Below are 25,667 nucleotides of genomic sequence, written 5' to 3'. Positions count from 1 at the left end.
CAGGCGATGACTGTCCTTGATCTGGCCCGGCAGTTCTGGCGCGATGGCTACCTGGTGCTGCCCGACTTCTTCGAGTTGCCGCAGGTGCAGCGGCTCAACGCACTGATCCTCGATCAGTTCGGCGGCTCGGCCGAGTTCTTGCACACTGCCGAGTTCCTGCAGAAGGCGCAGACCGAGGTGATCCCCTGGTTCCCTCAGAAGGAGGGCGTGGGCGCATTCTCCGAGCTCGATGCGCACGTGCGCCTGTCGGCCCTCACCGATGAGGTGCTCGGCCCGCAGTGGGCACGCCTCTACTGCATGGTGATGTATTCCAAGCAAGGCACCAAGGGCCAAGCCTGGCATCAGGACTGCCCGCCCGAAGACGCCGCCCGCTTCAACCTGAACCGCCTGGTCTACACGCACGACGTGACGGCGCAGACCGGTGGGCAGACCATGGTGCTGCCCGGTTCGCACCGCGCGGGTCTGCTGCCGGCCGGTGAACCCGAGGTCGATTTCGACGGCCAGGTGGTGATCTCGCCGCGTGCCGGCACACTGGTGCTGCTGCACGGCCACACGTACCACAAGGTGCTGCCGGTCACGGGCCGCTACCGTGTCTCCACCAACTACCGGGCCACGCCCGCGGGCACGCCCGAAGACATCACCGACATCTGCGTGTACCGCAACATGCGCTACTCCTTTGCCTCGAACAGCGTGATCGAGGAGCGGGTCGCCTGAGGCGCCGTGACTGAGCAGCGCCCCCCCGAGAGGCCGGACGCCGTCGAGCCGCGGTTCAACCGCGTGCTCGACTACATCGACGACCACATTGCCGATGCCATCCAGCTCGACGGCCTGGCGAACCTCGCGTCGTACTCACGCTTTCACTTCATCCGTGCTTTCGACGCCTGCTTCGGCGAGACGCCCTATGAATTCATCCGGCGGCGGCGTATCGCACTTGCGGCATCGCGCCTGCGCTTCTCCGTGCACGAGCCCATCAACAGCGTGGCGGTGTCGTGCGGCTTCTCGTCGCAAGAAACACTGGCTCGCGCCTTTCGCCAGGCCTATGCGATGAACGCAACCGAGTGGCGCCACGGCGGATGGCGCTTCGGTCAGCTGCAGGCCGCGCCCGCCATCGCGCCCTGCGCCGTCGGCGCAGTGAAGGTGGCCCACCGTGACGAGCAGCGCCTGCTCTACGTGCGTGTGCGCGGCCGCTACGAAGACGTGGTGCCGCAGGCCTGGGGCTTCTTCTCGGCTGCGTTGCGGCAGCTCGGGGTGCAGCCGATGGCATGGCTGGGCATGGGCATGGACGACCCAGGCCTCACACCGCCGTCGCAGTGCCGCTTCGACGTGTGTGCGGTGCTCTCGCCCGAGCAGGCGCAGCTGCTTGACAACAAGCCCTTGCCCGGCCTGGGCCACCGCGCCTCGTGGAAGCGCTTCGTGGGCGGGCTGTATGCCGAGATGCAATGCCGCGGTGTCTCCGGCGCGTCGAGCTCGGCGTGGGAGTACCTGTTGAGCGCCTGGCTGCCCACCAGCGGCTACTCGGTCGGTGTGGGCAACTTTTGCGAAGCCTTCGCGGCCGGTAGCAGCTTCAACGGCGAAGACCACCCCAAGCAACTGCTCATGCCGGTGCGCCTGCGTCGGCAGTCTTGACGCGTGGCCTTTTGACGCGCGGCATCAGGTCCGCAACCGCAGCAAGACCGAAACGAACATCGCCGCCTAGACTGGTTTTCAGATGCTCTGCGGGCGGCGCGCGTGTGCGTGCGGTCTGGCGTCTATGACGCGTCGAAGCATCCCTGAAACATAGGAGACATCATGCAAACTCTTCAGATGCGGCGATTGCCTGGCCTTGCGGGCCTGGCCTTGCTGGCCGCCACCTGTGGCTATGCCCACGACGCTGCGGCCCAGGCCTTCGGCATCGATGCCAGCGGCAAGCTCTACCACGTGGATCGAGGCTGGTCGGCCAGCTTCAACTACCTGTGCCTCAACGGCGAGTGCTACACCGGCACTCGCACCGGCGGGCGCTTCGAGCGCAGCGTGTCGGTGACGCCGGGCACTACCTACACCCTCGAGTTCAAGGTTCAGGACAACGCCACCGGCCAGTGCCTCACAGGCAACCAACAGCTCACCTACCTGGCGGGTGGTGCGAGCATCGCGTCGACCGCCTGCAGCGGGGGCGGGAGCGGGGGCGGGGGCGACACGCAAGCGCCCACGATCCCTGCCGGGCTCGCCGGCACTGGCGTCGCTTCGAGCAGCATCGCACTGAACTGGAGTGCCGCCAGCGACAACATGGGCGTCACGCGCTACGACATCTACCGTGGCGGCACGCTTGCCGGCTCGGCTACCGGGCTGAGCTTCACCAACACTGGCCTCGCGGCTTCCACCAGCTACAGCTACAGCGTGCGCGCCTGTGATGGGGCGGGCAACTGCTCGGCGCAATCGGCGGCCATCAACGTGTCCACGCCAGCAGGTGGCGGCGGCGACACGCAGGCCCCCACGGTGCCGAGCGGCCTGCAGGGCACGGCGATCTCACCCAATAGCATTGCGTTGAGCTGGAACGCGGCCAGCGACAACACCGGCGTCACGCGTTACGACCTCTACCGCGACGGTTCGCTCGCAGGCTCCAGCACGGGCCTGAACTTCAACAACACCGGCCTTTCGCCCGCCACCAACTATAGCTACCGCGTACGTGCCTGTGATGCGGCCGGCAACTGCTCGGCGCAGTCGGGCGCCGTCAGCGTGGCGACCAACGGCACGCCCAGCGTGCTCGACTGGACGACCAACGCATACTCCGACCACAACGTCGGCCCGGCGCCGCGGCCCAACCCGCCCGACGCACTGGCCACGCCGACCAACGGCGCAGCGCCCACCTCGCACGGCTTCGCCTTCGACATCGACGGCAGCACGCTGCGCTGGCGCTGGGGCCCCAGCCTCGTCAAGGCACCGGACGACGCGAGCCTGGAGATGCATTGCTCCACCGATGCCGGCATGACCTTCAGGAAGACCAGCCTGGTCAGCGGCGTGGCCACCATTCCCTGCACCGGCACCTACACCTACTTCTTCCGCTACAAGCAGCCGGGCCAGCTGAACAGCAACCCCTCCACGGCCTGGGTCTACACCGCGTACTTCACGACCGCTGGCTCCCGCGTCAACCCGCGCGCCTACACCGCCTTCGTCGACGGGTCGGCCAACTGGATGCGCTTTCGCCACCCCATCTCGCACGACGGCGTGACGGCGGCCATCCTAGATGCGCAGCACAACAACGACCTGCTGCGCCACCTCGACCGCTACACGCTGTGGGTGAATGACACGCCGGGCAACGTGAAGCTCAACTTCCAGATCTCAGGGAATGTGCTGCGTGTGGAGTCGATGACGCGCGCCGATAACGTGAATGGCCAGCAGTTCTTTGCGGTGAACCAGAACCCCGGCTTTGACGACGCCTTCAGCTACGGCCAAGTGATCAGCTTTGAGATCACTGCTGTGGCCGGGCGCACCGGTGCGCAGACTTACAACGACTTCACGCACTACATCGTGGGCTACGGCTGGGGTTCGAAGTACGGCGACCCGCGCCTGCAATCGGCCGGCAAGGCCTCGACGAGCCAGATTTTTTCGGACACCGGGGCCTACTCGAACCTGGAGAAGAACGCCGTCTTCACACAGCCCATGGTCACCATCCACAAGGAAGACATGATCGACGACTTCATCGTCGGCCACCACCTCTTCCATGGGCTGGACCCGAAGGTGCGCGCGACTACTGCCTTCGGTGCGGTGAAGATCGGCACCCGGGCCTGTGGCGATTGCCACTTCCGCGATGGCCGCGGCTCCGAGCCAGTCAACATCCCCGGCAAGGGCATGCGGCTGCCGCCGCCCATCTACGGCACCAAGCTGCTCGAATCCATCGCGGGTCGCAGCGCGGGCTTCACCTGGGACGGCATGGTCACGAGCGTGGCCGAGCAGGTGAAGAGCGCCCTGCGCATCGACCACGGTGTGGAGCCGGCCTCGCTGCCGGGCCGCGTGCTGGAGCTGCTCACGGCCTACACCGAGACGCTGACCGTGCCCAGCCGCAACCCCAACAGCTACGACACGCCCGGGGTAGACGAAGGCGACAAGCTCTTCATGCAGGCGGGCTGCGGCGGCTGCCACACGCCGGTGCAACGCACCAGCGCGACGGCCGACACGCACCTGCGCAACCTCACGCTGCGCCCTTATACCGACATGAAGATCTGGAACGTGAACGGTGGCAACTTCCGCACGGCGCCGCTATGGGGCCTGGGGCATAACCTGGAGATCCTCAACCGCAATGGGCGGGCCACGCTGTTCATGCACGACGGCTCAGCCACCAGTGTCGATGCGGCCATCCAGAAGCACACGGGCGATGGCGCTGCAGCACGCGGTGCCTACAACGCGCTCACGCCAGAACAGCGGCAGAACGTGGTGAAATTCGTTCAGACGCTTTAGGCAACCCCGGCACTTGAGCCGCCGCAACCGCATCCCGCGGGTGCGGCGGCTCTTGTCGTTATGCGCAAAAAATGGGATGCGGGAGCGCCGCTCAGCGCGCGTGCATCGTGGTGCGCACCGGCATCAAGAGGTCGCTGACTTGCCGCATGTCCAGGCGCAGGCCCGGGATGTCTTCGACGCGCGCAAAGGCGTCGGTGAACTGGCCTGTGCCCATCGCAAACCCGCTCGACGGCAGCCAGTCTTCCAGCATCGAGCGCCAGGCTTGCGGCAAACCCGAGGCGGGCCCGTCGTAACGCATGCTGGCATACCAGCCAGGCAGAAAATCTTTCATCGACACCATGGCCGGCGCGTGGCGCAGCGCCACCTGCGCGAGGTCGATCTGGCTCGCGGGGATGACCGCGCACACGTCGTAGCGGCATTGCTCCGGCGTCGTGAGCGCCGGGTCGTCCAGTCCATTGCCCATCCATTCGGACGGCTGCAGGCCCATGCTGCGCACCCAGGGCACGAAGCTGGCCCAGGTCTGCGCCACCGTCTTCTGGTAGTCGCCGCGCACGCGGCGGTACAACAGCAGCCGGCGTGCCTGCTTGGTGACGGTGACACTGGCGTAGGGCAGGTTGTGCGGGCGCGGCGCAATGCGCTCGGCCCATTGGCGCCAGCCGCCACGCTTCCACTCGCCTGCACTCATGCCATAGGTGTTACGGAATGCACGCGCCAGGGTCTCGCCACTGGCAAAACCGGTGGTGATGGCCACGTGCTCGATGGGTTCGTCGGAGGCCAGGCGCAGGCGGCCTGCAGCCAGCTCGATGCGCCGGCGGCGCACGAAGTCGTAAGGCGTTTCACCCAGCTTGCTGCGGAACACGCGCAGGAAGTGAAACGGCGAATACGCCGCCAGCGACGCCAGCGATTCCAGCTCGAGCGGCGTGGCCAGGTGGCCGTCAATGTGGTCCAACACCCGGTTGAGGCGGGCCTCGACAAAGCTCAGGTCGGGGTCGGTGTGGCGTGTGTCATGCATGAGCGTCTCTCCCCTCCCAGGGGACTCGATCGGCGTGGTGCTGTCAACCCGGTTTGCCCCATCAGGGTTTGCTCGCCCAGGTGCGCAATCTGGGCAAGCCTGTGTTTGTTCGATAAGAAAACAATCGTCCATCGCTGCTGCTCAACGCGCCACAGACGTGCCTTCCGGGATGCAGTGCGATGACCAATTTCACCACCTGGAGACACGACATGCTCATGAGTTCACGCACCAGCCGACGCGGCTGGGCCCTGGCGCTGGCAACCGCCTGGGCACTGGCCGCTTGCGGCGGCGGCAACGACGGCGTCGCCGTTCCCGCTACCAGTACCACCGAGCGCGCGCTGGCCGCGCCCGCTGCCACAGCGCGCAACCTGCCGGCCGGCAACAAGATCCGCTTCATCGTCGGCCAGAACACGCCCGACATCAGCGCCTTCCGTAACACAGTGCTACAGGACAGCGGCTTTCTCAAGCCCACGGGCGTGACCCTTTACACGCACCTGTCTACTGGCTGCAACGGCCTGTCGGGCAGGTGCGACCTGGGCTTCAGCGGCAACGTGATGGACTTCAACGCGACGCTGGCCGAAAACCCCGGTGCCTCTTTGGCGGTTGGCCTTTTCCTGGCGGATGGCGGCGCCAACCAGCCGGTGCGTGCGCTGCTGGGGCGTGCCCTGTCGGAGCAGCTCGCGGTGCAGGCTGGCTTCCCGGGCGCGCAGACCGATCTCACCGACGACGTGGTCAACGGCTACCGCAGCCGCCTGGACACGCTCATCACCTACCTGAGGGACACCGGCCGCCCGGTCTTCCTGCGCTTCGGCTACGAGTTCGACGGCCCGTGGAACCGCTACAGCCGCGTGCACTTCAAGGAGGCCTTCCGCTTTGCCAAGGGGCGTGTCAATGCGCTGGGTGCGAATAACGTAGCGATGGTGTGGCAGTCGGCCACCTACCCGACCGACGGCGACCCCGCGTTCGCGCAGGACTTCGGCAACCCCAACCACCTGGCCGACTGGTACCCGGGCGACGACGTGGTCGACTGGGTTGCGATGAGCGCCTTCTTCTTCGACGGTTCCTTTCGCACTCGCCAGTACACCTGCCGCGGCGTGGGCTCGCCCGGCGTGAGCAACAACCCGAACACGCTCTACAACAACATGGTGAACTTCGCCAAGTCGCGGGCCAAGCCGGTGATGATTGCCGAGTCCTCCCCCACCGGCTACCACCTGCAAAACAGCACCGGCAGCTGCGTGGTCGAGAACAACCCGGTGGCCGTGAGCGCGGCCGAGATGCAGCTCTGGTACCAGAACTTCTTCGATTTCATCCTCGCCAACAAGGACCAGATCCGCGCGGTCTCGTACATCAATTCCAACTGGGAAGCGATCAAGCAGTTCAATTGCCAGGGCGCTGCCGGCTCGCCCAGCTGTACCGACGGCTATTGGGGCAACTCGGCCCTGCAGGCCAACACCACGATCAAGAACTACGTGAAGACGCGCCTGGCCGATGCCTGCTTCGAGGGCAACGCGGCCAGCTGCGGCGCGGACGGAGGGGGTGGCACCACCGTGCCCAGCGCGCCTGGCAACCTGGGCGCCACGCAGGCGTCAACCAGCTCGATCGCCCTGAGCTGGGCTGACAACGCCAACAACGAGACCGGCTTCTTGATCCAGCGGTCCGAGGGCACCGGTGCCTTTGCCGACTTGGCCACGGTGGGTGCCAACGTCACCGGCTACACCAACACCGGGCTCGCCGCGGGCACGCGCTACCAGTACCGGGTGGCTGCACGCAACAGCGCGGGCACCTCGTCGTACTCGAACGTGGCTGACCTCACGCTCAGCAGCGGCACCACCATTCCCGCCTCACCCGGTGGCCTGAGCGCGACCCAGACTTCCAGCACTTCGATCGCGATCGGCTGGGCCGACAGCGCTAACAACGAAACCGGCTTCGTGCTGCAGCGGCTGGTGGGCACAGGCGCGTGGGCCGACCTCACCACCCTCGGCGCCAACGTCACGAGCTACAGTGACACCGGGCTCACCGCGGGCACGCGCTACCAGTACCGCGTGGCGGCGCGCAATAGCGCCGGCACCTCCGGCTACTCCAACGTCGGCGACGTCACGCTGCCGGGCGGTGGCGGCGATGGCGGCGGTGGTGGTGGTGGCGGCAGCACACTGCCCGGCGCGGTCACCAGCGCTTCGTTCACCGGCAGCGCGACCTTCAACGTGACGGTCAGCACCACCGGGGCCTACTACTTCGTCATCAGCTACAGCTCCAGCGCCAACTCCAAGCTGGTCAGCACCACCTTCAATGGGTCGACGGCCTATGCCGCTGTTGACACGGGGACGGGCAGCGTGCGGACCATCGACTTCAATGGCGTGGGCACTGGCAGCGCGACGGTAACCGTGAATGCCGAGTCGGGCGTGACCGTGACCCGCGTCGAAGCTTTCAAGCGCTGATCAACGCGCTTGCCGGTGGCGCCGGGGGGTTGTCGCCGGCCTTTTTTGAAGGTTTATCCAAGGAGGTTTCATGAACCACATCACCGGGGCGCTGCGCGCCCTGTGCTTGGCCGCGTCAGCCTGCGCGCTGGCCACGGCCGCGCAAGCCGCGAGCTTTGCGCCCGCCACGGGCAAGCTCTTTCTCGTCGGCCAGTCCAACCGGGCGGCCTGGGACAACTGGAACACCATCGGCCAGGAGGCCAACGGCGGCTCGGTCTACTACGAGCTCAAGGCGGCCGCCTTCAACACCGGCAGGGGCAGTGTGCCCATCCACCAGGGCTTTGCCGACCTCGTCACCAGCAAGAGTGGCAAGTTCTTGCAGGTCGGCGTGAGCTGGAAGGACAACCCGCCCGGGTGGAATGGCGACAACGCGGCGAAGGAGCAGGCCTCGAAGAACGCGACGCAGGCGCTGGCCAACGGCAGCTACCTGAACCTCTTCGACAACCTCATCAACTACATCAACAGCAAGCAGGGCACGAAGTTTCTGCTGCGGCTGGACTACGAGGTGTCGTCAGCCTTCCACTGCACCGACGCCAGCTGCAACTCGTACAAGGGCGCTTTCAACAGCATCGCCGCGTACATACGCGGCCGTGTGGCGGCGGGCAACGTGGCCTTCGTCTATCACCCGGTGCGCGGTGAGTTTGCGCAGCTGTACCCAGGCGACGCAAACGTCGACTGGATCGGCCTGTCGGTGTTCAACCACGAGTTGTGCATGCCGATCTACAACCAGACCAGCTCGCTCTACAACGGCACACCAGGCAGCGGTTTTGACGTGGCCAGCAACCAGTGCAAGGGATACATCCTGCAGACGGTGAACGGCAACCTGAACGCCGCACCGCAAAGCTTCAACTACGACATGAACGTGCTGGAGATGGTGAAGTTCTCCAAAGACCACGGCAAGCCCATGATCTATTCGGAGTCGTCGCCGATGAACTTCGTGGCGGGGCAGAACGGCGACGGCACCGACTCCGATGCGCTGTCCGCCACCTGGGCCAACCGCTACTTCGGCCTGATGAACTACAACGGCCCGCTGCCCAACCGAGCGGGCAGCTTCGACCTGTCGGGTGTCATCAAGGCGGTGGTCTACATGAACCTCGACCTGCGCTACGGCTGGGACGGCTACTACGGCCAGACCGATGGTTTCGCCTTCCCTTACGACGACATGTGGTTCAACAACGTGCAGCTGCCGCTGTACGCGAGCTACAAGACGGCCTTTTGCAACGGCCTGAGTGCGCAGGGCTTCCTGGCGCAGTGCGGCACGGGTGGTGGTGGTGGTGGCGGTGGTGGCGGCACCGTGCCGGCAGCACCGTCGGCTTTGTCGGCAACTCAGGCCTCGACGACCTCGGTCGCGGTGGGCTGGGCTGACAACGCCGGCAACGAGAGTGACTTCCAGATTGAACGACTGGTGGGAACGGGGGCCTGGAACGACCTCGCGGTGGTAGGCGCCAACGCGCGCAGCTACACCAACACCGGCCTGGACATCGGCACGCGTTACCAGTATCGGGTGAGGGCCCGCAACAGCGCTGGTGCGTCGGCCTGGTCCAACGTGGGTGACGTGACCTTGAGCGGCGGCGAAGGTGGAGGCGGCAGCACCAACCTGCCCGGCGTGGTGACGACCACAGCCTTTGGCGGCAGCAAGAGCTACACCGTCAACGTGACGGCCGCCGGCAGCTACTACTTTGTGATCAGCTACAGCTCGAGCGCTAACTCCAAGCTCGTCACCACCGGCTTCAACGGCGGCAGCGCGAATGCAGCGGTCGACAGCGGCACGGGCAGCGTGCAGACGGTGGATTTCTCGGGCGTGGGCACGGGCAGCAAGACGCTGACGGTCACAGCTGAGTCGGGCGCGATGGTTACGAAGGTGGAGGCGTTCAGGCGCTGAGGCTTGGGAGGTTCGGGTGTCGGCGCTCCCGTCGGCCGGCGTGCCGGCCCCACCGCCCACCGCCCACCGCCTCTACAGGCTGCGAGCGCGGTGGGCAAGCACATGGCAGCGAGCAACTCGCGCCGCTTTCACTTCTGGCTGCCCAGCGCCCGCATCAGCGCAGGCCCCTGGTGCAGGAAGCGCTTGTCGCTCACGGTGGCCTTCCATTGTTCGAGCAGCACGCTGCCCGGTTTCTGCACCCGTGTGTCTCCCCAGTCGGTGCCGTTGCCGCAGCTGGCGTTGCGCCACTGGGGCATGCGCGTCCAGTCCTGGTTGATGTAGCTGTAGGCCTTGACGTTGTGGCGCGTGATCCAGTCGAACACTGGCTGGTGCCAGCCGGCCCAGGCCTGGGCGCTGTTGGCAGGGTAGTACTGCTTGGGCGCCGCCTCGGCAATCATCAGCGGCTTCTTGTGCTGGTGTGCGAGCGCAGCCACCTCTTCGCGCGCCCGGGCGGCGGCCACGTTGTCGTTGTCGGGGCCCCAGGCGAACCAACTCAGGGCCACCCAGTCGACGAACTCGTCGCCCGGGTACCAGGCTTCCAGCTCATGGCCGCGGTAGCGGTTGTAGGCCGCCGAATGCCAGACGAAGGCGACGTTGGTCACCGGCTCCAAAGCCTTGGTCATGCCGTCGAGCTTCTCGCCGCGAAAGCTGCGAACGATGCGCTCATAGGCCTTGCGGTACAGGCCCGGGTCATAGCGGTTCCAGGGGCCGTCGAACTCGTAGCCGATGCGCAGGAATACCGGCCGCTTGGCCGCGCGCAGCGCCGCGGCCAGGTCTTCGATGGAGCCGTCCATGTCGCCGCTCATCACGTCGGGCAGCATGCCCACCATGTAGAGGCCGATCTGTGCCACGGTGTCGGGGTAGTTCTTCACCCAGTCGGGGAAGGACATCACGCCGCTGTCGGCGCAGCCCGAGCCGCGGCTGTCCGAGTCCATGCCCGAAAGCGAGGCCATGCTGGTGTAGAGCATGTAGCCACCGGCCGGCCCCACCTCGCGCCAGTAGTCTGCAATTTCGCCGCGCTCTTGGCCCACCATGAGGATGGTCTGCCCATCAGGCGGTTCGAACTTGGCGGCAGCTTGCGCGAGGGAGATGCTCATGCTCGTGGTGAAAGCGAGGGCCAGGGCCCGTTGGAGGGGGGACATGCAGAGGTCCTGTAGGGAATGAAGCGCGCGGCGGGGGTCAGCCCTTGAATCGCCCGTCGTCGCGCGACTTGAAGAGCAGCTGCGCGGTGCGGCTGCCCACCTGTTGTTTGTCGAAGGCAATGCGCACGCCATCGAGCTCCCAAGCGCGTGAGCGCAGCATGGTGGCCAGCGCATCGCGCCCGGGCCGGCCGCCCGCTGCGGCGATGGCGCGCGCCAGCAGTGTGCCCGCCACATAGCCTTCGAAGGCAGTGAACGAGCGCGTGGCGTGGTCCAGGTCGAGGTCGGTCATGGCCTCGCGGAAGCGGCGCGCAAGCGGGGCGTTCCAGGTGCCGGGGTTGGGGTAGGGGCTCGCCGCCACCATGCCGGCGTAGCGGCGGTCACGCGTTTCGACCAGGCTGCGCGTGAGGCCGATCGACAGGGTGCAGACCGGGCGCAGGAAGGGCGCGTCGCCGCCGCGCAGCTCGCTCACCGCCGTCGCCAGTGCGAAGCCCTGCACCAGCAGGAGGATGGCGTGCGCGCCGTCGGTGTTGGCCAGCAGGCGCGCCAGCGCGCTGGCATCGGCCTGCTCGTCGGCCGCCTGCGTGGCCACGGCATGTGCACCGGTGGCGCTGAAGGCCTTCAGCAGGCGCTGCCCATCCGACCCTTTGCCCACCAGCAGTGCGAAGTTCGAGAAGCCGGTTTGTTGCAGCGCCTTGGCCAAGGCTGCCACCTCGTCTTCCCAAGTCGGCTTGAGGAAGAAGTATTCCGCCAAGTTGGCCGTGACCAGCTCGCCACTCCCCGAGCGCAGCCCGACCGTCGGTACACCGGCGCTTCGGATGGTGTCGGCGCAGGCGCGCGCGATGTCGGTGGTCCACAGGCCTGACAACGCCACCACGCCGCCATCGACCAGGTGCTTCACGTTGTCGAGCGCGCGCTCGGGCAATCCGGCATCGTCGAGGGCCATGACCTCGACGGGTGTCGCCAGTCGCTGCCCCTCGATCGCCGCGCGCAAGGCCATCAGGTAGTCCTGGCCCAGGTCGGGCGTGAAGGCGCTGGTCGAGACCACCGCCTTGGCCGAGTGTGTGGTGAGCGGCAGCGTGAGGCCGATCTTCAGGGATGGGGCGGCGCGCACGACGCCGCAGCCCACCAGACCGGCGGCTGCGCCCAGGCGCAGCAGGTGGCGGCGGGCGGCACGCATGGCAGCCTCAGGCGTTGGCGGCGGCGCGCCGCAAGGCGTTGCCGGTGTCGTCGAACAGGTGCACGCCCTGCAGGCCTGCCGCGAGGCCCACGAGCGCGCCCTCGCGCGGCAGCACGTCCTGCCCGACCTGCAGCTTGACCGCAACCAGCTGGGGCAACTGGCCGAGCCGCACATAGGCGATCACGTTGTCACCGAGGTGCTCGACCACGTCGACCCGGCCTCGCAAGCCCGCGCCATCGGCGGTGAAGGCGAGAGTCTCGGGGCGCAGGCCCAGCGACAGCGAGGCCCCGGCCTTGAGTCCGGAAAGGCCTGCAGCAGGCAGCCTCAGCGCGCCGGCCTCACCCACCCGCAGCACCAGTTCTTGCGCGTCGATGGCCTCGACACGAGCCGGTAGCACGTTCATCGTCGGTGAGCCGAGGAAGGTGGCCACGAAGAGGTTGGCCGGGTGCTCGTACAAGCTCAGCGGAGAGCCCACCTGCTCGATCACGCCGCGGTTGAAGACGGCAATGCGGTCGCCCAGCGTCATCGCCTCCACCTGATCGTGGGTGACGTAGATCATGGTGGTGCCGAGCTCCTGGTGCAGCTTGGCCAGCTCGATGCGCATCTGCACCCGCAGGCCGGCATCGAGGTTGGACAAGGGCTCGTCGAACAGGAAGACCTTGGGCTTGCGCACGATGGCGCGGCCGATGGCCACGCGCTGTCGCTGCCCGCCCGACAAGGCTTTGGGCTTGCGGTCGAGCAGCGAGTTCAGGCGCAGCATCTCGGCGGTTTGCCCGACCAGATGCTTGATCTCCGCCTTCTTGACGCCGGCCATCTTGAGGCCGAAACCCATGTTCTCCTCGACCGTCATGTGCGGGTAGAGCGCGTAACTCTGGAACACCATCGACACGCCGCGTTGCACCGGGGTCATGTCGTTGGCGATGACGTTGCCTACGAAGAGGTCGCCGTCGGTAATTTCCTCCAGCCCCGCGATCATGCGCAACATGGTGCTCTTGCCGCAGCCCGAGGGGCCCACGAACACCATGAACTCGCCGTCGCGCACCGTGAGGTTCACGCCCTGGATCACCATCGACTGTTTGTTGTCGTAGGACTTGCGTATGCCATTCATCCGAACTTCTGCCATGACTGCTCCTTAACCTTTGACGGCCCCGGCGGTCATGCCTTCGATGAGGCGCCGCGAGGAAAAAACAAACATCACCAGGAGCGGCAGCGTGGCCAGCGCCGACCCGGCCGAGATCGCGCCCCATGGCACCTCGCCTATGCCCGACAGGGCGCGCAACGCCAGCGGCACCGTGAAACGGTCCATGTCGCGCATGATCACCAGCGGCCCCATGAAGTTGTTCCAAGAGCCGATGAAGGTGATGAGCCCGAGCGTGCCGAAGGCGGGGCCGATGAGCGGCACGACAATGCGAAAAAAGGTGCTGAACTCACCGCTGCCGTCGACCCGCGCGGCCTCGATCAGCTCGCGCGGGATGGCCGACAGGATGTACTGGCGCATCATGAACACGCCGATGGCCACGCAGGCGGCTGGCACGTAGAGGGCGCGCGGTTCGTTGAGCCAGCCGAACCACGACATGATCAGCACGCTGGGAATGAGCCCCAGGAACTGCGGCAGCAAGAGCGTGCTCATCACCATCGCGAAGGCGAGCTTCTTGTGGCGGAACTCGTACATCGCGAACGCGTAGCCCGCCATGCTGCAAAAGAGCAGGTTGAGCGCGGTCGTCATGCCCGAGACGTACAGGCTCATCGCGAAGTTGTGCCAAAAGAAGGGCAGGCGCTCGAACAGGACGCGCAGGTTGTCGGGCAGCGCGCTGCCGAACCACAAAGGCGGCGGCACCGACAGGATCTCCGAATTGGTGTGTGTGGCGAACACAAACATGAACCAGAAGGGCATCAGCATCACCATGGCGCCGAGGCCAACCAGCAGGTAACCCATCAGCATGCTGGTGGAAGGCAGGCGCTTGCGCAGGCTCTTGCGTCGGCGCGGGATGCTCAGGGGGTGGGAAGTGGTGCTGGTCGCTGTCATGTCAGTCTTTCATGCCGCCGCGCGAGAAGGCCTTGTTGTTGAGCCAGGCCATGACGGCGATGAAGAAGAACATCAGCCAGGCCACGGCCGAGGCTGTGCCGAAGTCGCTGTCGATGAAGGCCGTGGCGTAGAGGTGCATGGCCGCGGTCTTGCCGATCTGGCCCACGCCACCGGTGCCGTTGGTGATGATGAAAGGTTCTTCGAACAGCTGCAGGCCGCCAATCACGTTGAGCGAGACGGTGAAGAACATCATCGGCTTGAGCATGGGCAGGGTCACGTGCCAGAACTGCTGCCAGCGGCTCGCGCCGTCGACGGTGGCGGCCTCGTACAGGTCTTTCGGGATGGTCTGCAGCGCAGCCAGGTACAGCACCGTGATCCAGCCGGTGTAGCGCCACCACACCACGAACGACACCATCCAGCGCGTGTAGCCTGCACTGAACCAGTCGATGTTTTTGGCCGGGAATATCCACTCCAGCACCGGCCACTGACCCAGCCAGGTGAGCACCGCGTTGAAGACGCCGAAGTCGCGCGAGAACATCGAGGTGAACACCAGCGTGATTGCCACGGTCGAGGTAATGAAGGGCAGGAAGTACGCCCCGGCAAAGGCATTGCGCCAGCGGCCGAAGGCGGTGTGCAGGAAGAAGGCCAGCGGCAGCGCCACCAACTGCTGCGGCACGCCCGAGACGACGGCGATCCACACCGTGTTCCACAGGCTCTTGCGGAAGTAGTCGTCCTTCAACGCGAAAACGTAATTCTCCAGGCCGACCCAGGTCATGCCGCCCAGGCCCGAGGCCGGGTCCCATTGATGGAATGAGAGGTAGATGGAGAAGATCAGCGGGAACACGCCGAACACCGCGAACAGCACGAAGAAGGGCGCGATGAAGACGTAAGGCGCCCAGTGCCACTGCTTCAAGGTGCGCTTGGGCTTGCGCGCAGCAGCGGGCGGGGGCGTCGTGAGTCGGGCGAGGCTGGGTTGCAATGCGTCGCTCATGGGATGGGCTCGGTGTGGTCGGGTAGTGCCAGCGGGCTGGCGATGGGAGACAAAGGCAACTGCGTGGGCCGGCGTGAGCCGGCGTGAGCCGACGTTCTGGTTGCGGCAAGGAATGTGTGTAAATGCTATTTAGTTCGACTGACGAATTTAATAGGGGTTTCTGCTGAAGAGGCTGCCATTTTTTTCCGTGATGGCTCGCTCACACCGATGTGTATAGGAGAGGGAGAGGGTCAACCTTGCTCAGATTGCGGTCTTGAGGGTGGGTAATTAGTATCCCTAATGCACTAATGTTTGTGCGGCCCTAGATTTCAGCCCTGCCAGCGCTGCGATCGCCCCCATTGGCTGCGAGACGAAGCACGGGTGCCAGACAGGCGGTTCATCTGAGGGGTGGGCCGCTGTCCTGGTCTCGATGGCGCTTCTACCAAACCAACCACTTTGTCGAGGAGAGACTACGTGAAGAAGATTCAATCAACGCTGCGCCCCGTGGCCATTGCCGCCCTGCTGATGACGGGCGCGTTGCAGGCTCATGCCGAGTTCAGCATCACCGGCCTGGGCTCCTTGCGTGCAGGCGCTGTCGCCACCTCGGGCATGGCGCCAACCGCCAAAAGCAGCTACGGGCTGGTCGGCGGCAATTTCGTGCTCTTCCTGGCCGGCTCCAAGAATGCTGGCAACGGCTACTCAGCCGGCTTCGGCTGCGCCACGGTGGCCACTTCCGCTGACGGCGCCATGACGGGCTGGGGCGACAACAGCAAGCTGCCGGTGCGCCACAGTTGGGCCGGTGTTTTCTCGGGCCAGGAAAACTTCTCAGCACAAGACGCAGACGGTAACAAGCCGGGCGGCGGCTTCGGTGCCTACGCCGACAACTTCGGCGATACCAACGGCGTGTTCTGCAACGACGAGGCCCGTGTCTACCTGGCCACGCCCTTCGGCACCATCGCCGCGGGCAACATCATCAACCCGCTGCGCAGCATCTACGACAGCTCTACCGTCGACCCGTACTACGGCAACCAGCGCACGTACTACATGACCTCCGATTACCGGGGCAATGCGTTGCGCTACGGCCACGCGATCGGTGACCTGAGCATCGACCTGCAGGTCAACGTGAACAGCGGCAACCGCGACAAAAACGCCGCCCGCGAGGGCAATGTGTTCACCGGCCTGTTGACCTATGACTTTGCCGGCACCCTGGTGGGCGTGGGCTTCGGCACTGGCAACGCACAAGCCGGCAACCCCTACCCGCGTACCGGCCCCGGCCTGAAGTACGGCGGCACCACGGCAGCCTTCGTGCGCACCAGCATCGGCCCGGTGGGCGTGGGCGTCTCGGCCTTCAACGGCAAGGTGAAGATCGACACCAACACCGGCGCCCCCACCAGCACCGGCCGCGACATGACCGACCTGCGCATGAAGCTCAGCTACCCCATGGGGCAGTGGAACTTCATCGGCATCGTGGGCGTCGAGAAAGAGAAGGGCGACTTCTCCGGCGCGGCACCCTGGGGCGCACCGGTCTACACCTTCGTCGAGTCGGGCATTTCCAGCCCGCGCATCAAGATCACGCGCACCGACATCGATCTGTGGGCGCAGTACGACATCGGCAACGGTGTGAAGGCTTATGCCCGCTACAACACCATCAGCAAGAAGTACTCCACGCCCGATGACGGCGCGGCCTCGGCCAAGGGCACCGCCTCGACGCTGGAAGCCGGCGTGCAAGTTAGCTTCTGATGTAGAACCTGCCGGCGGCGGCGCGCGCTGCCGCTGGCACCCCTGCAATGCATCTATCCGACAGGAGACACCCATGAACAGACGCAGCCTCGCCTTGCTGCTGGCCGCCACGGTGGTGGCCATGAACAGCTGGGCACAGAGCATCCCCGAGCCTAAGACCGACTTCGACCTGAAGGCCGACCTGCGCTACCCCAAGGACCTGAAGGTCACGCCGATCAGCGACAAGACGCCGGCCGACCTGAAGAAGTTTGCTGGCCGCTGGGCTGGCCAGTACAACGGCGTGATGAATGTGGTGCTCACGTTCGAGAGCCTGGACGATGCCGAGAACGTGATGTACGCGCACTCGGTGGGCATCACCCCGGCCTACAACATCATGCGCAAGCTGGTCGCGCGGCCCAGGCTGAAGGCGCGCTGGGACCCTGCCAGCAAGAAGATCATGAGCCAGTTCGAAACCACTCAGGTGCAGCAGTTCAGCCTCACCCCCGAGGGCTGGCTGAAGATCGAATACGAAGAGAAAGGCACCTGGAACTCACTGGGTTACCTCAAGCGTGTGCAAGACGTGCCGGGGCAGCCGAGCGGCGCGCCCGTCCCCGCTCCCTACAAGATGACTGAGTCCGAATGAACACTCCCGCATTCAAGCCCTTGCGCCGCGCGCTGCTCGCGGCCACGCTCGGCCTGGCTGCTGCCAGTGGCGCTCAGGCCGCTACCACGCTGACCGTGGCCTCGTTTCCGAGCTTCGACGAGTCGGTCAAGCTCGCGATCCCGTTGTACAAGAAGCTGCACCCCGAGGTCGAGATCAAGCTGGTGAGCCTGTCGTTCAACGATCACCACAACGCCATGACCACCGCCATGGCCACCGGTGCGGGCGTGCCCGACGTCATGGGCATCGAGATCGCCTACATCGGCAAGTTTGCCGAGTCCAAGGGGCTGGAGGACTTGTCGGCTGCGCCTTACAACGCCATGCAGATGCAGAAGCTGTTTCACAGCTTCGCCTTCCCACAGGGCATGGACGCGGCGGGCACGGTGCAGGCCATCCCGGCCGACGTGGGCCCGGGCACGCTGTTCTACCGCAAGGACATCCTCGACAAGGCTGGTGTCACGGTCGAGCAGCTCACCCAGTCGTGGGACTCGTTCATCGCCGCGGGCAAGGTGATCCGCGAGAAGACCGGCGCCTACCTGGTCACCGGCGCGGGTGATATCTACAGCATCTACATCCGCTCCAACCTGAAACCGGGCGAAGGCCTCTATTTCGATAAGGCGGGCAACTCGCTGCTCAACACGCCGCGTTTCAAGAAGGGCTTCGAGCTGGCCGTGGCGGCACGCAAGGCCGACATCGACGGCAAGATCGGCCCCTGGAGCAACGAGTGGCGCGAGGCCTTCCGCCGCGGCACCCTGGCCACCCAGATGATGGGCGCCTGGCTTGCCGGCCACTTGCAGACCTGGCTCAACCCCGAGGCCGCTGGCCAGTGGCGCTCGGCGGCGCTGCCCAACGGCGCTTATGCCTCGTGGGGTGGCTCGTTCTACTCGATCCCGAAGAAGGCCGCGCACAAGAAAGAAGCCTGGGATTTCGTCAAGTTCATGACGACGAACAAGGAAATGCAGCTCGCCGCATTCAAGAAGATGGGGGCCTACCCGGCCATCGTGAGCGCGCAGGAAAAAGAGTTCCTCAACGAGCCGATTCCTTTCCTGGGCGGGCAGAAGGCACGCGCGCTGTGGGCCGAAGCCGCAGGCAAGATTCCGCCGGTGCGCCCCGACCGCTACGACTCGGTGGCCGCCGAGATTATCGGGGCCGCACTCGACGACGTGCTGGAAGACAGCAAGGACATCGACGCCGCGTTGAAAGAGGCCGACGAGAAGCTCAAGCGCCGCGTGCGCCGACGCTGATTGCGCACCGCCCCCTGCAAGATCCACGCGAACTTCTGCTGACCATGCAAAATTAGGCAGGTTGTCGAACCAAAGGCAACTTTCCTCACCACATGTCAGCGGAGCACCACCCCATGCCGACCACCCCGATCACCGGAGACCAGCGCTTCGTCAAGACCCTCAACCGCATGGCGCTGCTGCGCCTGTTGCGCGATGAGTCGGGCTTGTCGCGCGTCGACCTGGCCAACCGCAGCGGGCTGACCAAGTCGACTGTGAGCCTCATCATCAAGGAGCTCATCGACGAAGGTTGGCTGGCGGAAGACGGGGCCACGGCCACCGGCGCACTCGGCCGCCGCCCAACCCCGCTGCGGCTGGATGGGCAGCAGTTGGTGCTGATCGGCGCCGAGCTGGGGCCAGACACCATCCGCGTGGTGGCCACCTCGATCCGCGGCGACGTGCTGGAGATGAACCAAGCGGCGCTGCGCTCCAAGAGCCCCGATGCCGCCTGCCATCAATTGGTGGAGATGGTGACCGCAGAGGCCGCCAAAGTGGCCAGGGGCTCAATCGAGCTGCTGGGCATAGGCGTGGGCCTGCCGGGTTCGGTCGACACCGTCTCGGGTGTGCTGCAAGTGGCACCCAACATTGGCTGGCGCCAGGTTGAAGTGGGCAAGCGGCTCGCGGCCGAGATGGCCGCGGCCGGCCTGGCCTCGGTGCCCGTGTACTACCAGAACGAGGCCGACCTGGCCGCCATGGGCGAGAGCGAGTTCGGCATCCGCCCGGTCGAAGACCCGCTGGTCTACGTGAGCTGCGGCGTGGGCGTGGGCTCGGGGATCATCCTCAACGACTCGCTCTTCACCGGCGCCACCGGCTCGGCCGGCGAGATCGGCCACACCACCATGGTGGTCGACGGCCGCCAGTGCTCCTGCGGCCGCCTGGGCTGTGCCGAGTCATATGTCGGGCTCAAGGCGATTGCAGCCGATGCAGGCTGCTTGCTCAAGGGCGGCGGCGTCGACCGCATGACACTCAAGACGCACATGGGCACGCGTGCCGCCAGGGCGCGTGAGGCGTTTGCGGTGGCCGGCAACGTGGTGGGCGTGCTGCTGCAGAACGTGTGGACCACCTTCAACCCGCAAGTAATCGTGCTGGGCGGCGAAACCGTGACGCTCGGCGGCGAGCACTTTCTCGATGCCGCCATCGGGCGCCTGGAAATGTTCGCCCGCCAGGCTGGCCTGCCCAGCCCCACGGTGCGTGTCGCCAAGTACGGTGAGTTGGCCACCGCCGTCGGCGGCGCCGCCTTTGCGCTGCACTCGCTGCTGCGCCCCTATGGCCCATCGTCGCGTGCCAACGCGATCGCATCCTCCCTCCTCGCCGAGGCCGAAGCGGGCTGATCGCCTGCGGCCGGGCGGCAACCTTATTTTCTTTCATGACCCAACGCCCGTCCGCACCGGAACCTGCTGGTACTCAGCTCGACCAGTTGAAGCAGTTCACCACGGTGGTTGCCGACACTGGTGACTTCAACGACATCCTGCGCTTCGCCCCGCGCGATGCCACCACCAACCCCTCGCTCGTCCTCAAGGCTGTGCGCAAGGCCGACTACGCACCGCTGCTGCAAGACACGGTGCGGCGCCATCCGAAGGCGCCGCTCGACGACCTGGCCGACGCGCTGCTGGTGCGCTTCGGGCTGGAGATCCTGAAACTGGTGCCGGGCCGCGTGAGCACCGAGGTCGATGCGCGCCTGGCCTTCAACGCCGGTGCCACGCTGGCGCGTGCGCGCCGCCTCATCGGCCTGTACGAAGGCGCTGGCGCGCCGCGCGAGCGGGTGCTGATCAAGATCGCCGCCACTTGGGAAGGCATCGCCGCTGCGCGCGCACTCGAGCGCGAGGGCGTGCACACCAACCTCACGTTGTTGTTCGGCTTCTCGCAGGCCGTGGCCTGTGCCGACGCCGGCGTGCAGCTCATCTCGCCTTTCGTCGGCCGCATTTACGACTGGGCCAAGAAGCACGCGGGCGCGGCCTGGCAGGAAGCCGACAACGCCGGTGCGCGAGACCCGGGCGTGCAATCGGTCGCCCGCATTCACCACTACTACAAGCAGCACGGCATACGCACCGAGGTGATGGGCGCGAGCTTTCGCAACCTCGGCCAGATTCAAGCCCTGGCTGGCTGCGACTTGCTCACCATCAGCCCCGAATTACTCGCTGCCTTGCAGGCCAACCATGAGCCGCTGGTGCGTGCGCTCGGCGGTGCAGGGGCGGTGGGCGAGGCCCAGCCGCGGGTCGACTTCGACGAAGCCGAGTTTCGCTACGCGCTCAACGAAGACGCGATGGCCACCGAGAAGCTCTCTGAGGGCATACGCGTGTTCGTGAAAGACGCGCAGGCACTAGACGCGCTGATCGAGGCCGCTCGGGCATGACCATGCTCACCCTGCACCAGGCCATCGCGTCGGCGTTGGCCGTGCTGCTCACCGCCGGTGTGGCGACGGCTGCGCGCCCGCGTGAGCTGCAAGACGAGGTTGAGCAGACCGTTGCAGCGCCGGTGCGCACGCCGCTCTTCGAGCCGGCCAGCGACGACCGCGTGAGCCTGAGCCGCGGCAGCCATCACTTCTGGCACGCCCGCTACGAGCAGCGGGCCGATGGCCGCCTGGAATCTGGCGGCGATGAGCGCGAAACGGGTGGCGCGCTGGTTGAAGAGCTGCTCGACACCTGGGTGATCGAGAACCGGTTTCTGCGCGCCACGCTGTTGCCGGGCTACGGCGGCCGCATTCTTTCCCTGGTCAACAAGACCACAGGCCGCGAGACGCTCTACCGCAACCCGGTGGCGGTGCCTTACGGCGTGGGCGAGGGCAACTTTCACTTCGACTGGCTGCAGATCGTGGGTGGCATCTTTCCTACCCTGGGGCCTGAGCATGGCAAGACCTGGAACCAGCCATGGTCGCTCGTCGTCGAGCAGCAGACGCCGCAGGCGGTCACGTTGCGCATGCGCTTCGCTGACATCATCGGCACGCGCACGCCGGCGCGCTTTGCGACCTATCGCGGCGCCAGCGGTGCGCAGCTCGACTACCGCGTCACGTTGCGCGCCGGCCGCGCAGCGCTCGACACCGAGATGACGCTCACCAACCCCGGCCCGCAGGCGCTGCGCTACGAGTACTGGACCAACGTTGGCCTGGCCCCGGGCTCGCCGCCCGAAGCGCCGGTGGCCGGCCCCGAAGTGGAAATCGTGGCGCCGGTGCACTACCTGTCTTCGTCGTGGTGCCTGAGCGAGCCGCGCTGCAGCGCCACCGCAGCAGTGGAGACACCCACGCAGCGGCAGGGTGTCTTCGCTTTCGACAAGCTGCGCTGGTTTCGCAACTGGGCGCAGTGGGGCATCTTCTACGCCGAGCCCGACATGCGCGGCGCCAATTTCTGGGGCGCCATCAACCATGCCAATGGCGACGGCCTGATGCGCGTGGCCGATAACCACGTGACGCGCGGCTTCAAGCTGTGGACCTTCGGGCGTGACAGCGCAAAGGTCGACCCGCTCACGAGCCGCGACCCGGCGCGCCCTTTCATCGAGCTGTGGGGTGGCACGAGCACGGAATTCTTCCGGCCTGGCGTGCTGGAGCCCGGCGGTGTGGTGCGCCTGAAAGAGGTGTACGCGCCGACCATGGGTTTGTCCACGGCCACTCACGCCAACGACAACTTCATTGCCCACGTGTGGGTGCAAGACGGGCACCTGAGCGCGAGGGTGACGAGCGTCTATCCCGAGGCCGCATTGCGATTCGAGGCCTTTCAAAACGGCCGTGTGATCGGCGCCGGTGAACTTGCGCCTTCCAGAAAATCGGCACTTGCTGCGAACGTGGCGTTCGATGCCGTGGAGGGCGGGCACTTGCTGTTCAGGCTCAAGGCTGCAGACGATCACACGGTCTTCGAAGCCGGAGTGCCGGCGGGCCGTTGAGTGCGTGAGAAATGTCGGTCTGGCGAGGCTTTTCCTATTTACTTCGACAAAAAAACTAATTAAAGTTCGGCGCACCGTCGAGGCAACGATTTCAAGCATCTGGAGACCTGACACACCATGTACCTGGGCATCGATTTAGGCACCTCTCAGGTCAAACTGGTGCTGCTGGCCACCGACGGCCGCATCGTCGCCAGCGCGGGCGTGAAGCTCGCTGTGTTGCGCCCTGCGCCGGGGTGGAGTGAGCAAGACCCCGCGGCCTGGTGGGCAGCCACCACCGAGGCCGTCCAAGAGCTGAAGGCGAAGTCGCCGCAGCTGTGGGCCGAGGTGCGCGCCATCGGCCTGTCGGGCCAGATGCACGGCGCGGTGCTGCTGGCCGAGAGCGGTGAGCCGCTGCGCCCGGCCATCCTCTGGAACGACACGCGCTCAGCGACCGAGTGCGTCGCGCTCACGGCCGCGCTGCCGTCATTGGCGCAGATCGCCGGCAACCTGGCCATGCCGGGCTTCACGGCACCCAAGCTGGCGTGGGTGAGGGCGCACGAGCCCGAGCTGTTTGCGCGCATCGCCAAGGTGCTGCTGCCCAAGGACTACCTGCGCTACCGCATGACAGGCAACTTCGTGAGCGAGATGTCAGACGCCGCGGGCACGCTCTGGCTCGACGTGGCGCGACGCGATTGGTCAGACGCGCTGCTGGCTGCCACCGGCCTGGCCCGCTCGCACATGCCCAGCCTGGTGGAGGGCAGCGCCTCGACGGGGCGCATCTCGCCCGAGCTGGCGGCGGCCTGGGGCCTGAAGCCCGCGGTGATCGTCGCGGGCGGTGGCGGCGACAACGCCGCCAGCGCCGTGGGCATCGGCGCGGTGCAGCCGGGTCAGGGCTTCATCTCCCTGGGCACCAGCGGCGTGATGTTCATCGTCAACGACCGCTTCCGCCCCAACCCAGCTTCGGCCGTGCATGCCTTCTGCCACGCCTTGCCCGCGCGTTGGCACCAGATGACGGTGATGCTGTCTGCAGCTTCGTGCCTGGGCTGGGTCACCCGGCTGGTGGGCGCAGAGAACGAAATCTCGCTGCTCGCCCGCATGCAGACGCTCACGCATGCCGAGCAGGCCGCGTCTCCGCTCTTTCTGCCTTATCTGTCGGGCGAGCGCACGCCGCACAACGACGCACGGGCACGCGGCGTCTTCTTCGGCATGGACCACGACACCGATGCACGATCGCTCTGCTACGCCGTGCTCGAAGGCGTGGCCTTTGGCATGCGCGACGGGCTCGACGCCCTGCGCGCCGCCGGCACCGAGGTGGGCCCCTTGGCGCTGGTGGGCGGTGGTTCGCGCAGCCCCTTCTGGGCGCAGCTGCATGCCGACGTGCTGGGCATCGAGGTCTTCACGCTCGAAGGCGGCGAAACAGGCGGTGCCCTGGGCGCTGCGCGCCTGGCCTGGCTGGCCGATGGCGGCGATGAGGCCCGCGTGTGCCAGATGCCGCCGGTGCGCCAGCGGTACACGCCCGACGGGGCGCGCGACACAGCCTTCGCCGCGCGTTACGAGCGCTACCGCGCGCTGTACACCGCCACGCGCCACGTGTTTTTCGCGGGTTGATCCGCAAGCCCGAACCCGATTCCTGAAACCTGACTTTTGATGCCCGAACAGGGCGCACCGAGGAGAGAGCAAATGAGTATCCTGAGCCAGATCGAACCCATCCGCTACGAAGGCCCGACGAGCAGCAACCCGCTCGCCTTTCGCTGGTACGACAAAGACCGAGTCGTGCTGGGCAAGCGCATGGCAGAACACCTGCGCTTCGCCGTCTGCTACTGGCACACCTTCTGTTGGAACGGCTTCGATGTGTTCGGCTACGACGGCAGCTTCGAGCGCCCCTGGCACCAGGTTGCCGACCCGATGGAAGCCGCGCGTGCCAAGGCCGCCGCCGCCTTCGAGTTCTTTGGCAAGCTGGGCGTGCCGTACTACTGCTTCCATGACCGCGACATCGCGCCCGAAGGTGCCACGCTGCGCGAGAGCGTCGACAACCTTAAGCGCATGGTCGACGTGCTGGGCGAGCACCAGCAGCGCACTGGCATGAAGCTGCTGTGGGGCACGGCCAACGTGTTCAGCCATCGCCGCTACATGAGTGGTGCGGCCACCAATCCCGACCCCGAGATCTTTGCGCTGGCCGCCCTGCAGGTGAAAGAGGCCATGGACGCGACCCTGAAGCTTGGCGGCGAAAACTACGTAATCTGGGGCGGCCGCGAAGGCTACGAGACCCTGCTCAACACCGACATGAAGACCGAGCTCGACAATCTGGGCCGCTTCCTCAAGATGGCGGTCGAGTACAAGCACAAGATCGGGCTCAAGGGGCCCATCTTGATCGAGCCCAAGCCGCGCGAGCCGACCAAGCACCAGTACGACTTCGACGTTGCCACGGTGTTCGGCTTCCTGAAGTCGCACGGGCTGGAGAACGAGGTCAAGGTCAACATCGAGGCCAACCACGCCACACTGGCGGGGCACAGCTTCGAGCACGAGATTGCCACCTCGATCGCGCTCGGCGTGTTCGGCTCCATCGACATGAACCGCGGTGACATGCAGTGCGGCTGGGATACCGACCAGTTCCCCAACAGCGTGGCCGACACCGCGCTCGCGCTGTACTACATCTTGCAAGGCGGCGGCTTCACCACCGGCGGGCTCAACTTCGACTCCAAGGTGCGGCGCCAGTCGCTTGACATCGAAGACCTGTTCCACGGCCACGTGGGCGGCATGGACGTGTCGGCCAAGGCCTTGCTTGTGGCCGAGCAGATGATCAACGACGGTGGCCTTGCGCGTGCGGTGACGGCGCGCTACGCCGGCTGGCAGGGTGCCCTCGGGCAAGACATACGCAACGGCAAGATCGGCCTGGGCGAACTGGCCCAGCGCACGCTGGAGCGCAACACCGACACCGCACCACGCTCTGGCCGCCAGGAGGCGCTGGAGAACTGGGTCAACCGCTTCGTCTGATCACGCTT

At 66.1% G+C, this 25,667-nt stretch carries 19 protein-coding genes; 13 read left to right on the top strand and 6 right to left on the bottom strand.

Going from position 1 to position 25,667, the window contains the following annotated elements; translation table 11 throughout:
• Positions 1 to 6: 6 nt before the first annotated feature.
• The 3 genes from AC30QB_RS07645 to AC30QB_RS07635 all read left to right on the top strand — a co-directional run bounded on the left by AC30QB_RS07645 (position 7) and on the right by AC30QB_RS07635 (position 4,431).
• The gene (locus AC30QB_RS07645; RefSeq protein WP_489545602.1) at positions 7 to 714 is read left to right on the top strand and encodes a phytanoyl-CoA dioxygenase family protein; all 708 of its coding nucleotides are present in this window, start codon (positions 7 to 9) and stop codon (positions 712 to 714) included.
• 6 nt (positions 715 to 720) lie between these two features.
• On the top strand, positions 721 to 1,626 hold the full coding sequence (locus AC30QB_RS07640; RefSeq protein ID WP_489545601.1) for an AraC family transcriptional regulator: 906 nt from the start codon (positions 721 to 723) through the stop codon (positions 1,624 to 1,626).
• Between the two features lie 162 nt (positions 1,627 to 1,788).
• Positions 1,789 to 4,431 carry a family 31 carbohydrate-binding protein gene (locus tag AC30QB_RS07635; protein WP_489545600.1) on the top strand — a complete coding sequence of 881 codons (2,643 nt, stop codon included), beginning with the start codon at positions 1,789 to 1,791 and terminating at the stop codon, positions 4,429 to 4,431.
• Positions 4,432 to 4,522: 91 nt separating this feature from the next.
• On the opposite strand, the gene AC30QB_RS07630 is transcribed toward AC30QB_RS07635, so the two are convergent.
• Positions 4,523 to 5,443, bottom strand: a complete 921-nt coding sequence (locus AC30QB_RS07630; RefSeq protein ID WP_489545599.1) for an AraC family transcriptional regulator — start codon at positions 5,441 to 5,443, stop codon at positions 4,523 to 4,525.
• Between the two features lie 209 nt (positions 5,444 to 5,652).
• Between AC30QB_RS07630 and AC30QB_RS07625 the strand changes: the two genes are divergently transcribed.
• Positions 5,653 to 7,878 carry a fibronectin type III domain-containing protein gene (locus tag AC30QB_RS07625; RefSeq protein WP_489545598.1) on the top strand — a complete coding sequence of 742 codons (2,226 nt, stop codon included), beginning with the start codon at positions 5,653 to 5,655 and terminating at the stop codon, positions 7,876 to 7,878.
• Between the two features lie 70 nt (positions 7,879 to 7,948).
• Positions 7,949 to 9,799, top strand: coding sequence for a fibronectin type III domain-containing protein (locus AC30QB_RS07620; protein WP_489545597.1), 1,851 nt, complete (start codon positions 7,949 to 7,951; stop codon positions 9,797 to 9,799).
• Positions 9,800 to 9,927: 128 nt separating this feature from the next.
• Here AC30QB_RS07620 and AC30QB_RS07615 read toward each other — a convergent pair whose 3' ends face one another.
• From AC30QB_RS07615 to AC30QB_RS07595, 5 genes are read right to left on the bottom strand one after another with little or no spacing between them, the layout of a single operon-like run.
• The gene (locus AC30QB_RS07615) at positions 9,928 to 10,980 is read right to left on the bottom strand and encodes a glycosyl hydrolase (RefSeq protein ID WP_489545596.1); all 1,053 of its coding nucleotides are present in this window, start codon (positions 10,978 to 10,980) and stop codon (positions 9,928 to 9,930) included.
• A gap of 37 nt (positions 10,981 to 11,017) precedes the next feature.
• Complete coding sequence (locus AC30QB_RS07610) at positions 11,018 to 12,157, bottom strand: ABC transporter substrate-binding protein (RefSeq protein ID WP_489545595.1); 1,140 nt, start codon at positions 12,155 to 12,157, stop codon at positions 11,018 to 11,020.
• A gap of 7 nt (positions 12,158 to 12,164) precedes the next feature.
• The gene (locus tag AC30QB_RS07605; RefSeq protein ID WP_489545594.1) at positions 12,165 to 13,280 is read right to left on the bottom strand and encodes an ABC transporter ATP-binding protein; all 1,116 of its coding nucleotides are present in this window, start codon (positions 13,278 to 13,280) and stop codon (positions 12,165 to 12,167) included.
• Between the two features lie 9 nt (positions 13,281 to 13,289).
• A complete protein-coding gene (locus AC30QB_RS07600) occupies positions 13,290 to 14,183 on the bottom strand; it encodes a carbohydrate ABC transporter permease (protein ID WP_489545593.1) in 894 nt (297 codons plus the stop codon).
• A 1-nt stretch (position 14,184) separates the two neighbouring features.
• Positions 14,185 to 15,174, bottom strand: a complete 990-nt coding sequence (locus AC30QB_RS07595) for a carbohydrate ABC transporter permease (RefSeq protein WP_489545592.1) — start codon at positions 15,172 to 15,174, stop codon at positions 14,185 to 14,187.
• Between the two features lie 453 nt (positions 15,175 to 15,627).
• Between AC30QB_RS07595 and AC30QB_RS07590 the strand changes: the two genes are divergently transcribed.
• The 8 genes from AC30QB_RS07590 (at position 15,628) to xylA (ending at position 25,659) form a co-directional block, all read left to right on the top strand.
• A complete protein-coding gene (locus AC30QB_RS07590) occupies positions 15,628 to 16,893 on the top strand; it encodes a porin (RefSeq protein ID WP_489545591.1) in 1,266 nt (421 codons plus the stop codon).
• A 73-nt stretch (positions 16,894 to 16,966) separates the two neighbouring features.
• The gene (locus AC30QB_RS07585) at positions 16,967 to 17,515 is read left to right on the top strand and encodes a hypothetical protein (RefSeq protein ID WP_489545590.1); all 549 of its coding nucleotides are present in this window, start codon (positions 16,967 to 16,969) and stop codon (positions 17,513 to 17,515) included.
• A complete protein-coding gene (locus tag AC30QB_RS07580; protein WP_489545589.1) occupies positions 17,512 to 18,777 on the top strand; it encodes an extracellular solute-binding protein in 1,266 nt (421 codons plus the stop codon). The genes AC30QB_RS07585 and AC30QB_RS07580 overlap by 4 nt, the downstream gene beginning before the upstream one ends.
• A 113-nt stretch (positions 18,778 to 18,890) precedes the next feature.
• Positions 18,891 to 20,144, top strand: coding sequence for an ROK family transcriptional regulator (locus AC30QB_RS07575; RefSeq protein WP_489545588.1), 1,254 nt, complete (start codon positions 18,891 to 18,893; stop codon positions 20,142 to 20,144).
• Positions 20,145 to 20,179: 35 nt separating this feature from the next.
• Positions 20,180 to 21,166 (top strand): transaldolase, encoded by a 987-nt coding sequence (tal, locus tag AC30QB_RS07570; protein ID WP_489545587.1) that lies wholly within the window; start codon positions 20,180 to 20,182, stop codon positions 21,164 to 21,166.
• Positions 21,163 to 22,686 carry a DUF5107 domain-containing protein gene (locus tag AC30QB_RS07565; protein WP_489545586.1) on the top strand — a complete coding sequence of 508 codons (1,524 nt, stop codon included), beginning with the start codon at positions 21,163 to 21,165 and terminating at the stop codon, positions 22,684 to 22,686. Before tal ends, AC30QB_RS07565 begins: the two co-directional genes overlap by 4 nt.
• Before the next feature lie 117 nt (positions 22,687 to 22,803).
• On the top strand, positions 22,804 to 24,273 hold the full coding sequence (gene xylB, locus AC30QB_RS07560; protein WP_489545585.1) for a xylulokinase: 1,470 nt from the start codon (positions 22,804 to 22,806) through the stop codon (positions 24,271 to 24,273).
• Positions 24,274 to 24,345: 72 nt separating this feature from the next.
• Positions 24,346 to 25,659, top strand: coding sequence for a xylose isomerase (xylA, locus tag AC30QB_RS07555; protein ID WP_489545584.1), 1,314 nt, complete (start codon positions 24,346 to 24,348; stop codon positions 25,657 to 25,659).
• The last annotated feature ends 8 nt before the right edge of the window (positions 25,660 to 25,667 follow it).

It is taken from the genome of Rhizobacter sp. (assembly GCF_046595475.1).
Lineage (GTDB): Bacteria > Pseudomonadota > Gammaproteobacteria > Burkholderiales > Burkholderiaceae_C > Rhizobacter.
The sequence above is the reverse complement of the archived record's forward strand: the minus strand, read 5'-3'. Positions and strand labels throughout refer to the sequence as shown.